Raw genomic sequence first — 13,844 nt, 5'->3', positions numbered from 1 at the left:
CCCTTGCCGCTTCCGGCAAGGGACACGCCCGCGAACTTCCGGAGGACGGCCGATCGCCGCAGACCACGCTCGACGAGGGACGCCTCAACATGGCCCGTCTCGACCGGGCCCTGACCATCCAGCAGGCCAGTGAGGGGTTCTTCTGGCAGTTCGGAGGCTCCTCCGCGGATCTGTGCGGCCGGACCTTCAGCGATCTCGTCCACCCCAGTGTCCAGCAGCCGCTGATGCGGCAGTTCACGGGTCTCATCGAGGGCCGGCGTGACCGCTTCGCCACCGACGTCATCGCGGTGGGACGGGACGACGCCACGTTCACCGTCCCGTTGACCGCACTCATGGTGCGCGGCGGTCTCCCGGACGAGTCCTCGATCCTGGTCATGATGCCCAGCGCGCAGAACGACCCGGCGGACTCGGAGGTCGTCGGCGGGCGCGGCAAGAAGCTCCTGAGCCAGATCGACGCCCGGATACTCGAGGGCATAGCCTCGGGACTCTCCACGATCCCGCTCGCCTCACGGCTGCACCTGAGCCGGCAGGGCATCGAGTACCACGTGACCTGTCTGCTGCGGAAGCTCCGGGTGCCCAACCGGGCGGCGCTGGTCTCCCGCGCGTACTCCATGGGGGTGCTGAAGGTGGGCGTCTGGCCGCCGAAGGTGGTCCCGGACTTCATCAAGGACTGACGGCACGGAACGCACCGGCGGCCGGCCAGGTTCCGGCCGGCCGCCGGTGCGGGCTCGCAGGAGCCGTCCACGGGATCGGGACGGCTCGTGTCGAGTAGTGAAGGCATGCATCGGCAACTCTCGGGATTCCGGCTTCAGTTGTTGACGCCGGCCGGTGGTGGGGATACAACCCGGAGAGAGCGCTCTCACGTCTGCTGCCGCTCCACCCCCACGCTCGCCGAACCGGCTTGAGGAGACCTGTATGCAGCCCTTCCCCGGCGCACTCACCCGCAGACCGGCGACCACCGCCCGTGCCCGCACGGCATTCGGACTCGTCGTCGTCCTGCTCGCCGCCTGCTTCGCCGCTCTGACACCGTCGTCCGCGCACGCCGCGGACCAACTGCTGTCCCAGGGACGCCCCGCCGTGGCGTCCTCGGTCGAGAACGACACCTTCCCGGCCGCCGCCGCGGTGGACGGCAACACCGGCACCCGCTGGTCGTCCGCCTTCTCCGACCCGCAGTGGCTCCGGGTGGACCTCGGATCCGTCCAGCAGTTGACCCGCGTCACCCTCGACTGGGAGGCCGCGTACGCCAAGTCCTTCCAGATCCAGACCTCCACCGACGCGAACACCTGGACCACGGTCTACTCCACCACCAACGCCACCGGCGGCACTCAGAACCTCGCCGTCACGGGCAGCGGCCGCTACGTACGCGTGAACGGAACCGAGCGAGCCACCCCGTACGGCTACTCCCTGTGGGAGTTCCAGGTCTACGGGCCCGGCGGCACCACCACCCCGCCGGACGACTTCTGGGGCGGCACGAGCGACATACCCGCCGCGAAGAACGCCGTCGAGGTGAAGATCCTCAACCACACCAACGGCAAGTACCCCGACAGCCAGGTGTACTGGAGCTTCAACGGCCAGGTCCACTCCATCGCCGAGCAGCCCTACCTCGACATGCCGGCCAACTCGGCGGGCCGCATGTACTTCTACCTCGGCTCGCCGAACGGCCCCTACTACGACTTCATCGAGTTCACCGTCGGCAACACCGTCTTCAACGGCAACACCACTCGCGTCGACGCCTTCGGCCTGAAGCTCGCCATGCGCCTGCACACCAAGGACGGCTACGACGCCGAGGTCGGTGAGAACCGGCAGACCTTCGCCGAGGACCGCGCCACCACGTTCCAGCGCTTCACCAGCGCCGTTCCCGACCAGTTCAAGGTGCTGGCCCAGACCCGGGCCCCGTACCGGATCATCGCCCCCGGCAGCGACCCCAGCTTCCGCTCGGGCGGCGCGAACGCCAACTACTTCACGTCCTACGCCCAGTCCGTCGGCGTCGACGCGGCCACCTCCGACATCTTCGGCTGCGCCGCCTCCCTGGCCGGCAACCCCGACATGTGCGCCGCTCTGAACCGTCATGTCGCCACCCTGCCGGCCTCCCAGCGGTCCGACCCGGCGCAGTACTACAAGGCGGCACCCGCGAACTACTACGCCAAGTTCTGGCACGACAACGCCATCAACCGGCTCGCCTACGGCTTCCCCTACGACGACGTGGCGGGCCAGTCCTCGTTCATCTCCCACGGCAACCCGCAGTGGTTGCTGGTGGCCGTCGGCTGGTAGCCGATGACGAGAGGGTGTCCTGGACCGTCGTGACGGACGGCCGCGGGCACCCTCTCCGCGCGTCCGAGGTCCTGTGAACCGGCAGGCGTCAGCGAGGAGTCGCCGTTTCGGGTGTGGGCACGACCCGGGACCGTTGCGGGGCGGCCGGAATCGTGCGCGCCGGGTCGGGCCCGGCCGCTCCGCGCGTGCCGGCCACCGCGGTGCGGCCCGGCGCGCTGGGGGTACCCCTGGTCGCGGTGTCCTCGCGGGCGTGGGGGGTGGCGGGGTCGGAGGAGCGAGCCGTCCGTGCCGTCGAGGGAGTGGGGGCCGGTGTGGTCGCGGAGGGCGGCGGAGGCGGCGGAGCCAGGGGGACCGTGCGCGTGACGGGATCGGAAGGGGCCGACGGATGCAGCGGCAGTACGACGATGGCGGCCGCCGCGCAGGTCACCACCGCTCCGGCCGCGGCCCGCAGCAGCCTGCGGCGGCCGGCCGCGCGGCGGATCGCCTCGTAGCGGCCGGGGGGCGGGCCGAGACGGTCGGCGGGGGGCCGCAGGATCACCGCCAGCGGGTCGTCGGGCGCGAACTCCGGGTCGTTGTCAAAGCGAGTGGTCAAGGCTTCTCCTGAGGTGGACGCGGAGCAGTTCTCGGGCCGCATGGAGGTCGGCTTTGACGGTTCCTTCCTTGCGTCCGGTCAGCACGGACACCTCCCGGATCGGCATGTCAGCGTAGTAGTGGAGCAGGATCGGGACGCGCAGCCGTTCCGGCAGGGACTGCACGAGCAGGCGTACCGACGGGTCCGTCTGCTCGCTGTGGGGGCGGATCGCGGCCTCGGTGGTGGCGCGGCGCACGGCGCGGCGCTCACGTTCCTGCTTGCGCCAGTGGTCGCGGACGATGTTGGCCGCGGTCACATAGAGGAACCCGTGCGGCTCCTCCACGGACGTCCAGCGGGCCCAGAGCCGGGTGAACGCCTCGGAGGCGATCTCGTGGGCCGTCTCGTCGTCGTCGACGAGCCGGCGGCACCAGCCGGCGAGGCGCGGGTACAGGGCGGCGAACAGTTCGGCCGCTGCCTTGTCGCGGGACCGTTTCAACGCTCTCCAGGGTCGGGGTGCCGTTTCCGGCACGAGTGTGTCGGACGAGGGGCTGCGGGCGGGCGGCGGCTCCTGCGGGAGGATGCCGGGCCGGCGGTATGGCGTTCCGCCGGCCCGGCCACCGTCGCCGTACGGCCCTCGCAGTACGGGCTTTGGCAGGACGGGCCGTCGCCGTCAGCGGAAGACGGCGCCGAGGACGGCGAACACGATCACGTTGTCGCGGTAGCCGTCACCGTCGCGCGGGCCGCCGCAGGTGATGAGCCGCAGCTCCGGGCGGTCCACGTCCCCGTAGACGTCGTCGGTCGGGAAGCGCGCCTTGGCCACCGTCCGGGTGGACGTGACGGCGAACTGCGCCTGTGTGCCGTTCTCCAGGCGGGCGGTGATCGTCTCGCCGGTCCGCAGCCGGTCCAGGTGACGGAAGACCCCGTCGCCGTAGGGGCCGACCGTGACATGGCCGAGGACGACCGACGGCCCGAGCTGGCCCGGCGTGGGGGAGTTCCGGTACCAGCCCGCCCGGTCGTGTGCGGTGACCGGGGGGACCTGCACGGTGCCGTCCTGTTCCAGCCCGAGGCTCAGCAGCGGGGTGTCGACCCCGATGGCCGGGATACGGAGCCGGACCGGGACCGAGCGCGGCAGGGGGCGCGGGGAGACGGCCGCGCCCGGGGCGGCCGGCGTGGTGCCGGCCGGGTCCGGGGTGCCGCCGCGGGCGGCTGCGGGGTGGGAGGTCACGGACCGGTCCCTCCCCGCGCCGCCGCAGCCCGCGAGGAGCCCGGCCAACGCCGCGGTGCCGAACGCGCGCCTGGAGAGCGGTGTCATGCGCCGGTCGTCCGGCGCTTGCGGACGACGAGGACGGCCCCGCCGGCCACGACGAGCGCCATGCCGGCGCCGCCGCCGATCAGGCCGTCCCGGGAGCCGGAGTCCTGGGCCGGGGTGGTGACACCGGTGTCGGGCGCGCCCGCCGGCACCGCGCGGACCTGGCCGCGGGCCGGGGCACGGGTCGGCTCGGCGGCCGGAGCGGGCGTGGCCGCCCTGGTGGGAACCGGGGACGGGGTGGCGGCCCGGGTGGGGACCGGGGAGGGAGCGTCCCCCGCGGCGAAAGCGGGCGCGGTTCCCGCCAGCACGGCGGTACAGGCGACTGCCGCGGCAGTGAGGATGGTTCGGCGCATCGATTCGCTCTCTTTCGTCGGCGCCCGCCGGTCGGCGGGCGGTTGCGGATCGAGCGGAGAGACGAGGCGGGACGGGACCGGGTTGTAAAGGGATGGCAAAGTCGTGAACGTCGGGCCGGCCGGCGCGCGACCACCGGGGCCGCAGGCCGCCGTTTCAGCGGCGTCCGGAGAGGAAACTCCGACCTGAACGCCGAGTCGCCGAGTCGCCGAGGGAGCACCGTATGAAGGCCGTCGTCTGGCACGGACTCGGGAACATCGGTCTCGATGACGTGCCCGAACCAGTGATCAAGGACCCGTACGACGCGATCGTGCGGATCACGACCTCCGCCATCTGCGGCACCGACCTCCACTTCGTCCGCGGCACCATGCCCGGCATGCGGGAGGGCCGCATCCTGGGCCACGAGGCGGTGGGCGTCGTGGCGGAAGTGGGGACGGGGGTGACCAATCTCCGCCCCGGCGACCGGGTGGTCGTGCCCTCCACCGTCGCCTGCGGGACGTGCAGTTACTGCCGCGCGGGCTACTACGCGCAGTGCGACAACGCCAATCCCGGGGGACCGCTGGCGGGAACCGTGTTCTTCGGCGGCCCGCAGGCCGCGGGCGGCCTCGACGGGCTGCAGGCCGAGTACGCCCGTGTCCCGTTCGCCCATGTCGGTCTCGTGCCCCTGCCGGACACCGTGGACGACGCGCAGGCGATCCTGCTGTCGGACGTGTACCCCACCGCATGGTTCGGCGCGCGGCTGGCCGAGGTCGGCGACGGCGACACCGTGGCGATCCTCGGGGCGGGTCCCGTCGGACAGGCCGCCGTGGCCTGCGCGCGCCTCAAGGGTGCCGGGCGGATCATCGTCGTGGACGGCGTCGGCGACCGGCTGGACGTGGCCCGCAGCCAGCACGCGGAGACCGTCGACTTCAACGCCGAGGACCCGGTCGAGGCGGTACGCGACCTGACCGGCGGCATCGGCGTGGACCGGGTGATCGACGCGGTGGGCGTGGACGCGCAGCAGCCGTCCCGGGGCCCGGCCGCCGAGGCCCTGGGCGAGCAGGCACAGGAGTTCGCCCACGAGCGCTCCGAGGCGGCGCCGGAGCAGAACCCCGACGGCGGGACATGGGTACCGGGCGACGCCCCCACGCTGGCGGCGCGCTGGGCGGTGCGGATGGTGGCGAAGGCCGGCACTGTCGGAACGGTCGGCGTGTATCCGCCCCAGGTGCAGCACTACCCGTTCGGTGAGGCGTTCATGAAGAACCTCACCCTGAAGATGGGCAACTGCAACCACCGCCGCTACGTGCCCGATCTGGTCTCGCTGGTCGCCTCGGGGAGCCTGGACCCCACCCCGCTGGTCACGCGCTGGGCGGTCACGGAGGACGCCGTCGAGGCGTACCGCCGCTTCGACCGCAGGGAGACGGGCTGGACCAAGGTGGCCCTCGGCATCTCGGACGACGGAGCGGTGGCTCCCGGCCTCGGCGACGCGGCGGGCACCGGCACGGCCACCACCGCCGGATCGCCGAAACCCTGAGGGACGACGTCATGAGCGGAACGAATCCGGGCCGTCACGAGGAGCGGACGACCCGCAAGGACTCCGGAACGATCGGCCGGCGCTCCCCGCGCACCGGCACGGAACCGGTCACCGCGCAGAGCCCCCTCGGACTGCGCCTGCTCCTGTCCGCCGTGTTCGTCCCGGTCTTCGCCGCGGCGACCGCGTACTTCGCGGTGTGGGCGGCGGACTCGGGCTCCGGGGACAGCCCCGGACCCGGCCCGCTGACCACCATCGCCGTCGTGTACGGCGTGCTCACCCTCCTGGCGGCGATCGACCTGACGGTCGTCGCACGCCGCCTCAGGCGCGAACGAGGCCCCACGCCTGCCGGGCACTGAGCCGCAGGTCCGCGTGGGTCAGTGGTCCTCCTGCCGGTGGCGGGTCCACGCCCTCTCGCGCAGGTCCGCGTTCGACAGTACGTCCGCCGCCGTGCAGGCCAGGGCGCCGGTCACGGCGACGAGGGTGTCGCGGGCGCGGGGGGAGGCGGCGGCCGCGGCGAACTCGGGGGTGTGGTCGGACCCTTCGTCGGTGATGGCCACGAAGGGGTGGATGGCGGGCACGCGCGTGCTGACGTTGCCGATGTCGGACGAGCCCAGGTAGACCCCCGGCACGGGTGGCGTCAGTGCGATCCCGGTCCGTGACAGGTGCTCGGCGAACCGTTCGGACAGGACGCCGCTGTCACGGAAGTGCTCGTAGCGGAGCGTCGTGCGTTCCACCTCGGCCCTGGTGTCCGTGGCCAGCGCGACGCCCTCGGTGCACGCGCGGAGCTGCCCGGTCAGGTCCCCCAGCGCACGGCTCGTCTCCGCGCGCAGGCCGAACAGTCCCTCCGCGTAGTCCGGGACGATGTTGGTGGCCGTGCCGCCGGCCGTGATGATGCCCTGGATGTGGGAGGCCTCCGGGAGGCGCCGGCCCAGGGCGGTCAGCACGTTGAACAGTTCCACGAGTGCCAGGAGCGCGTCGTTGCCTTCGGCCGGGTTGCCGGTGGGGTGCGCGGCGCGGCCGTGGAAGGCCACCCGGTACTGCACCGACGCGGTCAGCGGCGCCCGCGTCCAGCTGCACACCCCCGGATGGAACATCAGCGCGGCGTCGACGCCGTCGAACACACCGGCCTCCACCTCCACGACCTTCCCGCCGCCGCCCTCCTCGGCGGGTGAGCCCACCGCCATCACACACCCGGCCGAGCCGTCGAGCACCGTGTTCAGCGCGAGCGCCGCGCCCAGGCCGGCGGCGGCGATGAGGTTGTGCCCGCAGGCGTGGCCGAGGCCGGGCAGGGCGTCGTACTCCAGCAGCAGCGCCACGGCGGGGTGGCCGTGACCCGTGCGGGCGGTGAACGCGGTCGGCATGTCGGCCACCCCGCGCTCCACCGCGAAACCGGCTCGTTCGAGCTCGCCCGTCAGCAGGGCGGCGGCCCGGTGCTCGGCGAAGGCGTACTCGGGTTCGGCGTGCAGGCTGAGGGCGACCTCCCACAGCATGTCCGCCCGCTCGTCGACCGCCGCGCGAAGCCTGTCGTGGACGTCGGCGCTCACGTCGTCGGGCGTAGGGGCCACCTGATCTCCTCGGGGTGCGGGAGCCGGTCGTGAGGTATCCGCCGGGTGCCACTCTCCGGCACCGCGACACCTACGGGTTTCGACGGCGCCACGGGTGCAACACGTCCGGTGAGTGGCGGCGGACCGTGACCAGGGAGGAACGATGGACCACTCGCGTGTACCCGTGCTGGAGGCGCTGCAGGAGTTCCGGCGTCGTGGGGACGTGGTCTTCGGCCCACCGGGGCACAAGCAGGGCCGGGGCGCGGACCCGCGGGTGGCGGACATCGTCGGGATCGACGTGTTCCGCTCGGACGTCCTGTCCCTCAACGGACTCGACGACCGCCGCCAGTCCCAGGGGGTGCTCGGGCAGGCCCAGGATCTGATGGCCGACGCGGTGGGAGCCGAGCAGGCCTTCTTCTCGACCTGCGGCAGCTCCCTGTCGGTCAAGACCGCCATGCTGGCCGTGGCCGGGCCCGGGGAGAAGCTGCTGCTGTCCCGCAACGCGCACAAGTCCGTGATCGCGGCCGTCGTCGTCAACGGCGTCGAACCGATCTGGGTGCACCCGAAGTTCGACGCCGAGCGGCACCTCGCTCACCCGCCGGAGCCCGACGACGTACGCCGCCGCCTGCGGGAGCACCCGGACGCCAAGGGCATGCTGCTGATCACCCCCACCGACTGGGGTACCTGCGCCGACGTGGCGGGCGTGGCCCGGGTGTGCCACGAGTTCGACGTCCCGCTGATCGTGGACGAGGCGTGGGGCGCCCACCTCCCGTTCCATCCCGGGCTGCCCGCCTGGGGCATGGACGCCGAGGCCGACCTGGTGGTGACCAGCGTCCACAAGATGGGCGGCGCCATCGAGCAGAGCTCCGTCTTCCACCTCCAGTACGACCGGGTCTCGCCCGAGGCCCTCAAGCAGCGGGAGGACCTGCTGGGCACCACCAGCGCCTCGTCCCTGGTGTACGCGACCCTCGACGGCTGGCGCCGCCAGATGGTCGAACAGGGGCACGGCCTCCTGGAGGCCGCGCTGCAGCGCGCTGAACGCGTCCGGACGGCCGCCGGCGACCTGCCCGGACTGCGGCCCATGGGCCGGGAGGTCGTCAAGGAGGGCCTGGTCGCCGACTTCGACCCGCTCAAGATCGTGATCGACGTGCGGGAACTCGGCGTCAGCGGCATGCAGGCGGCCGAGTGGCTGCGGGCACACCGGCACGTGGACGTCGGCGGCTCCGACACCTGCCGGATCAGCGCCTCGATCACGCACGCCGACGACGACGAGACCGAGGAGGTGCTGCTGAGCGCGCTGCGCGCGCTCGCCGCCGGCGCGGACTCGATCGAGAAGCGGCCGCCGGTCCACCTGCCCGGGCCCTCGGACCTGGAACTCGAGCAGGCGCTGCTGCCGCGTGACGCGTTCTTCGCACCGGTGGACCATGTGCCCGCAGAGCGGGCCGCGGGACGGATCGCCGCGGAGACGGTCAGCCCGTACCCTCCGGGCGTGCCGGTCGTCGCCCCCGGCGAGGTCATCACCGACGAGGTGGTCGAATACCTGCGCAGCGGTGTCGAACACGGGGTATTGATCACGGACGCGGCCGACCCGTCGGTCAAGACGTTCCGGGTGGTGGCGCGGGACTGAGGAGAGCGGGTCACCTCCCACCCGTCACCGCTGTTCCGGTCCGGCGTCCCCCAGGGCCGACGGGGGCCGATGCGGCGGCGCGCACATGACCGCGACGGCCGCCGCATCGTCGGTGAGCCGGCCCCCGGCGTACGCGAGGAGGTCGCCGCGCAGCAGGCGGAGCACGTCGTCGGGCGCGCGGTCCCGCCACGCGGCGAGACGTTCGGCCAGCAGGTAGAAGGCGCCGGACCTGTCACGGGCCTCGACGACTCCGTCGGTGTACAGCAGCAGCAGGTCGTCCGCCTCGAAGGGGAACTTGTCGAGGACGTAGTCGCCGCCGTTGAACTCGCCGAGTCCGAGCGGCGGCGCCGACGGGCCGCGGTCGAGCGGCACCACCGTGCCGTGACGCAGCATCAGCGGCGGCGGGTGCCCGCAGTTGACCATGTCGACGCAGCCGCCGTGGTCGGGGAAGTCGAGGAGCACCGCCGTGACGAAGCGTTCCTCGCCGCTGTCCTCGCCTCGGTGCGGATCCCATCTGACGCTGCCGTCCAGGTGGGCTGCCAGGGCGGGCAGGTCCTCCTGGCGGTGGGCGAACCCGTAGAAGGAGCCGAGCAGCATCGCGGCGTCCCCGACCGCCGCCATTCCCTTGCCCCGCACGTCGCCGATGAGCAGCCGGGTGCTGGTGTGGGTGCGCGCCGCGGCGTACAGGTCACCGCCGATCTGCGCCTCGGCCTCGGCGGCGAGGTAGACCGAGGCGACCGTCAGCGGCCCGATCCGGTCCGGCAGCGGCCGCAGCAGCACCTTCTGCGCGGTCTCGGACACGGAGCGCACCTGGCTCAGCACGCGCCGGTGCCGGTCGCGTACCGCCGTGAAGACGACCACCACGATCGTGCCGGCGGCCAGCGCGGCGATCTCCCCGTCCCGGCTCGCGATGCCCACGGTGTGCTGGAGCGAGGCCACCGCGAGCCGGGCACCCACGGCCAGGACGCTGACCAGCGCGGTGAGCCTGGGGCCGGCGAACGCGGCGGTGACGGCGGGCGCCGCCATCAGCAGCGGTCCGAGCTCCACGTACGGCGGAGTCAGCGCGTCCGCGAGCGAGATCACCGCGATCAGCACGAACGGGAGCGCCACCAGGGCACGCCTCGGCCGCCCCCGCACTCCCACGAACAGTCCACTGGCTGTCATGTCCGTCACCCAGCCCTCACTCTGCGGCATTCGGCGCTCGCGCCAGGCTGGTGCCGCCGGAACATAAAAGACTCTTACCAGACCATAAGTGACAAATCCTCAGCCGGGCGACCTGGCCGCCACGGGCGGCGGCCAGGGCCGTGGACCCGGACGTCTCACGCGTCCTCGGTGGTGCCCGACGGGGAAGCGGCGGTGGCACGGTCGCGGGCCTGCCGGTCGCGCTCACGGCGGCTGTAGGTGGCCTGGCGTACGGCTTCCTCGGTGTCAAGGCTCGATCCCAGAGCGCCCGCGACGATGCCCATCGAGGACGACAGCCAGGCCAGCCCGGCGTAGGCGCCGTAGCCGACCGGATGCCCGAGCTGGGAGGAGAGGTATCCGGCGTCGATGACCACGAGCGCGGCCACCAGCGCCAGTGCGTACAGCAGCGCGTACATGCACAGCACGCCGATGAAGACGGTGCACAGGGTGGCCGCGTTGTACAGGACGACCTGCCGCCTGGACGCCTGGCCGGTTCTGGCGTCCCACAGGTGGTTGTACAGCAGCAGCCAGCCGACCATGACGGCGATGGCCAGGAACATGATCAGGACGAGCCGGGCCGGCGCCAGCGCGTCGGCCATGTTCCAGATGCTGGAGTAGAACAGCCCGAACGCCGCCGTGGCGGCGGCGGCCGCGGTCGCGCTGGCCAGATGGGGCACCAGGAGCCAGGGCCGGTTCGCACGCACCATCCCCAGGAGCAGACGAAGGCGCCCGCGCAGGCCGACCAGTGCCAGCGAGGCGTCGATGCCCTCGTCGACCGTGGGGATCTCCCGCACGGGCGAGACCCACTCACCCGGACGCCGCAGCAGCCGGCCCACCGGCCCACGGGCCACCCCCTCCGGGCTCGGCGGCTGCTGGTGGATCCGGCGCACCAGGCGCACCAGCGTCTCGGTCACATGGTGGCGGAGGCGGAACGGCCCGATCGCCGGCAGGCTGATCAGCACCGCCCGGTGGCCGACGCTCACGTCCGCGATCACCGGCTGGGAGTCCAGACGCCGGGGCAGGTCCGTCAGGTACACCAGCACGTCCCAGCCGTTGTCGGGCCTGCGCCGGGCCGCCGACTCCAGCAGCGGAACGGTGCGCTGCTCGTTGAGGGGCAGCGTCTCGTGGAGCAACTGCACCTCCCAGCGCACGTCCGGGCTCACGCGGAAGGCCAGCAGGTCCGTCAGTCCCCGGTTCACCACGTCGGCGGCCACCTTGCTCGGCAGCCCGGGATCGGCCACGACCCCGACACGCCATGTGGCATCGCGCACGCCCTCGTGCCGGGGCCCTCGCTGCTGCACCTCTGGTCTCCTTCGCGTGGATCCGTCGCGGCCTCGCCGCGTCGCTCCTGCGTACCCCGCCCCACCGCCCGCCTCACCTCTGCCGTGCCGTGCGGCAGGCCGCCGGCGGGTCCAAGCTGGAGGGAGATCTGCGAGGGAGTGGCCATGCGGGTGGGAGTGCTGACCGGAGGCGGCGACTGCCCCGGTCTGAACGCGGTGATCCGCAGTGTCGTGCGCAAGGGCGCGCAGGAGTACGGCTGGGAGTTCACCGGGATCGCGGACGGCTGGGGCGGCGCGGTCAAGGGCGTCACCCGTCCCCTGGACGTCGCGGCCGTGCGCGGGATCCTGCCGCTCGGCGGCACGATCCTCGGCTCCTCGCGCACCAACCCGCTCCGGATCGACGGAGGGATCGACCGCATCCGCGAGACGCTCCGCGACCAGGAGATCGACGCCCTGGTCGTCATCGGCGGCGAGGACACGCTCAGCGTCGCGAGCGCGCTGGCCGACGCGGGGGTCGATCTGGTCGGCGTGCCGAAGACCATCGACAACGACGTCGGCGGCACCGACTACACCTTCGGCTTCGACACCGCGGTCGGCATCGCGACCGAGGCCATCGACCGTCTGCACACCACCGCGGAGTCGCACAAGCGCACGCTGGTCGTCGAGGTGATGGGGCGCCACTCCGGCTGGATCGCCCTGCACGCGGGCGTCGCGGGCGGCGCGAACGCCATCCTCATCCCGGAGGTGGAGTTCGACGTCGACCGGGTGTGCGCCTGGGTGGAGCGGCGTTTCGAGATCAACTACGCGCCGATCGTCGTCGTGGCCGAGGGCGCGGTCCCGCGGGCCGGGCAGATGGTCGTCAAGGACGAGTCGCGCGACGAGTTCGGGCACGTGCGCCTGTCCGGCATCGGTGACTGGCTCGCCCGTGAGCTGGAGAGCCGTACGCGGAAGGAGGCGCGTACGACGGTGCTCGGCCACGTCCAGCGGGGCGGCACGCCGTCCGCCTACGACCGGTGGCTCGCCACCCGCTTCGGTCTGCACGCGGTCGACGCGCTCAGGGACGGCGCCTTCGGCACGATGACGGCCCTGCGCGGCACGGATGTCGTACGCGTCCCGCTCGCGGAGGTGGCGGGCACGAACAAGCGGGTCCCCATGGAGCTGTACGAGGAGTTCGACGTCTTCTTCGGCACCTGACGCGCGGTCACCGCACGCGCGGTCACCCGTGGGGCACCACGGCCACCGGGCAGTGGGAGTGGTGCAGCACGGCGTGGGCCACGGGACCCAGCCGCTGCTCGGCCGCCCGCGGGCCCGTACGCCGGCCGACGACGAGCAGGCCCGCCCGCTGCGAGGCGTGCACCAGCGCGTGGGCCGGGTGGAGCAGCACGACGTCGGGCAGCACGGGGACGCCGGGATACCTCCCCCGTGGCTCCCGGAGCACGTCGGACAGCCGCTGGACCTCCTCGTCCTCCCAGGCCGCCCGGTCCTCCTCGGGCACCGCGAGCGCGGTCCACGGCGGGGCGCCGGTGAGGGCCCACGCGTGCACGGCACGCAACCGCGCCGTACGCAGCAGAGCCGCGCCGAAGGCGAAGTCCAGGGCGGGCTCGGCCGCCTTGCGCGCGTCGACACCGACCGCCACCTCCGCCTCGTGCCGTGCGGCGGCGGGCGGCCGGGGCACGACCACCACGGGACAGGGCGCGTGACTCGCCACCGCCAGCGCCGTCGAACCCACCACGAGCTCGTCGAATCCGCCGTCCCCGCGCGCCCCGACGACGAGGAGTTCGGCCGTCCGGGCGACGGAGAGCAGGGCGTCCGGGGCCGGGCCGGTCACCTGCACGCCGCTCATCACCACACCGGGACGCCTCTTTGCGAGAGCGGCCTCGGCGCGTCCCAGCACCTCCTCGCCCGACCGCTGCCAGGAGAGGGCGAACGGGGGTTCGGCGATGCCGTCGGCGGGGTCGGGAACGGCGAGAACCAGCCGCAGTTCCAGACCGCGGCGGTCCGCCTCCCCGGCCGCCCACTCGCCCGCGACGAGGCTCTCCCGGGACGCGTCGATCCCGGCCATGAGGAAACGGGTCATCCGGTCCTCCCCTGCGGGACAGAGGACCATTGTGGACGGGCCGTCACGGCGCCACCAGTGGAACCGGCCGGGCTCGCGGTGCCCCGCCCCTGCCGGGGCCGTTAATGTGGCTGGCAGGT

General features: G+C 73.0%; 14 protein-coding genes. 6 read left to right on the top strand and 8 right to left on the bottom strand.

What is annotated here, in order from left to right; translation table 11 throughout:
• Positions 1-89: 89 nt before the first annotated feature.
• Both ACF09J_RS19540 and ACF09J_RS19535 read left to right on the top strand, forming a co-directional pair.
• The gene (locus ACF09J_RS19540) at positions 90-674 is read left to right on the top strand and encodes a LuxR C-terminal-related transcriptional regulator (protein ID WP_392306909.1); all 585 of its coding nucleotides are present in this window, start codon (positions 90-92) and stop codon (positions 672-674) included.
• Positions 675-915: 241 nt separating this feature from the next.
• Positions 916-2,271, top strand: coding sequence for a beta-1,3-glucanase family protein (locus tag ACF09J_RS19535; RefSeq protein WP_392306678.1), 1,356 nt, complete (start codon positions 916-918; stop codon positions 2,269-2,271).
• Between the two features lie 88 nt (positions 2,272-2,359).
• Here the strand turns inward: ACF09J_RS19535 and ACF09J_RS19530 are convergent, their stop codons facing one another.
• From ACF09J_RS19530 to ACF09J_RS19515, 4 genes are all read right to left on the bottom strand, one after another.
• On the bottom strand, positions 2,360-2,863 hold the full coding sequence (locus ACF09J_RS19530; protein WP_392306677.1) for a hypothetical protein: 504 nt from the start codon (positions 2,861-2,863) through the stop codon (positions 2,360-2,362).
• Positions 2,847-3,338 carry an RNA polymerase sigma factor gene (locus tag ACF09J_RS19525; RefSeq protein WP_100571186.1) on the bottom strand — a complete coding sequence of 164 codons (492 nt, stop codon included), beginning with the start codon at positions 3,336-3,338 and terminating at the stop codon, positions 2,847-2,849. The genes ACF09J_RS19530 and ACF09J_RS19525 overlap by 17 nt, the downstream gene beginning before the upstream one ends.
• A gap of 174 nt (positions 3,339-3,512) precedes the next feature.
• Entirely contained in the window at positions 3,513-4,154 is a 642-nt protein-coding gene (locus ACF09J_RS19520) for a class F sortase (RefSeq protein ID WP_392306676.1), read from the bottom strand.
• The gene (locus tag ACF09J_RS19515) at positions 4,151-4,504 is read right to left on the bottom strand and encodes a sortase-dependent protein (protein ID WP_392306675.1); all 354 of its coding nucleotides are present in this window, start codon (positions 4,502-4,504) and stop codon (positions 4,151-4,153) included. The genes ACF09J_RS19520 and ACF09J_RS19515 overlap by 4 nt, the downstream gene beginning before the upstream one ends.
• A gap of 221 nt (positions 4,505-4,725) precedes the next feature.
• Here ACF09J_RS19515 and ACF09J_RS19510 point away from each other — a divergent pair, with 221 nt between their 5' ends.
• Together ACF09J_RS19510 and ACF09J_RS19505 are read left to right on the top strand one after the other, a co-directional pair.
• The gene (locus ACF09J_RS19510; protein WP_392306674.1) at positions 4,726-6,015 is read left to right on the top strand and encodes a zinc-dependent alcohol dehydrogenase; all 1,290 of its coding nucleotides are present in this window, start codon (positions 4,726-4,728) and stop codon (positions 6,013-6,015) included.
• A gap of 11 nt (positions 6,016-6,026) precedes the next feature.
• Positions 6,027-6,371 (top strand): hypothetical protein, encoded by a 345-nt coding sequence (locus tag ACF09J_RS19505; protein ID WP_392306673.1) that lies wholly within the window; start codon positions 6,027-6,029, stop codon positions 6,369-6,371.
• 18 nt (positions 6,372-6,389) lie between these two features.
• Here ACF09J_RS19505 and ACF09J_RS19500 read toward each other — a convergent pair whose 3' ends face one another.
• Entirely contained in the window at positions 6,390-7,505 is a 1,116-nt protein-coding gene (locus ACF09J_RS19500) for an amidohydrolase (RefSeq protein ID WP_392306908.1), read from the bottom strand.
• A 217-nt stretch (positions 7,506-7,722) separates the two neighbouring features.
• On the opposite strand from ACF09J_RS19500, the gene ACF09J_RS19495 reads away from it, so the two are divergent.
• A complete protein-coding gene (locus tag ACF09J_RS19495) occupies positions 7,723-9,186 on the top strand; it encodes an aminotransferase class I/II-fold pyridoxal phosphate-dependent enzyme (protein ID WP_392306672.1) in 1,464 nt (487 codons plus the stop codon).
• A gap of 24 nt (positions 9,187-9,210) precedes the next feature.
• Here ACF09J_RS19495 and ACF09J_RS19490 read toward each other — a convergent pair whose 3' ends face one another.
• Both ACF09J_RS19490 and ACF09J_RS19485 read right to left on the bottom strand, forming a co-directional pair.
• Positions 9,211-10,350: a PP2C family protein-serine/threonine phosphatase gene (locus tag ACF09J_RS19490; protein ID WP_392306671.1), complete on the bottom strand. Its 1,140-nt coding sequence runs from the start codon at positions 10,348-10,350 to the stop codon at positions 9,211-9,213.
• Between the two features lie 155 nt (positions 10,351-10,505).
• Complete coding sequence (locus ACF09J_RS19485) at positions 10,506-11,669, bottom strand: hypothetical protein (protein WP_392306670.1); 1,164 nt, start codon at positions 11,667-11,669, stop codon at positions 10,506-10,508.
• A 144-nt stretch (positions 11,670-11,813) separates the two neighbouring features.
• Between ACF09J_RS19485 and ACF09J_RS19480 the strand changes: the two genes are divergently transcribed.
• On the top strand, positions 11,814-12,842 hold the full coding sequence (locus tag ACF09J_RS19480; RefSeq protein ID WP_392306669.1) for a 6-phosphofructokinase: 1,029 nt from the start codon (positions 11,814-11,816) through the stop codon (positions 12,840-12,842).
• A 22-nt stretch (positions 12,843-12,864) separates the two neighbouring features.
• Here ACF09J_RS19480 and ACF09J_RS19475 read toward each other — a convergent pair whose 3' ends face one another.
• Positions 12,865-13,725, bottom strand: a complete 861-nt coding sequence (locus ACF09J_RS19475) for a universal stress protein (protein ID WP_392306668.1) — start codon at positions 13,723-13,725, stop codon at positions 12,865-12,867.
• Positions 13,726-13,844 lie beyond the last annotated feature (119 nt).

Origin of the sequence: Streptomyces sp. NPDC014889, from assembly GCF_043081205.1 — a bacterium.
Classification (GTDB): Bacteria; Actinomycetota; Actinomycetes; order Streptomycetales; family Streptomycetaceae; genus Streptomyces.
This window is presented reverse-complemented; position numbering and strand designations above follow the sequence as displayed.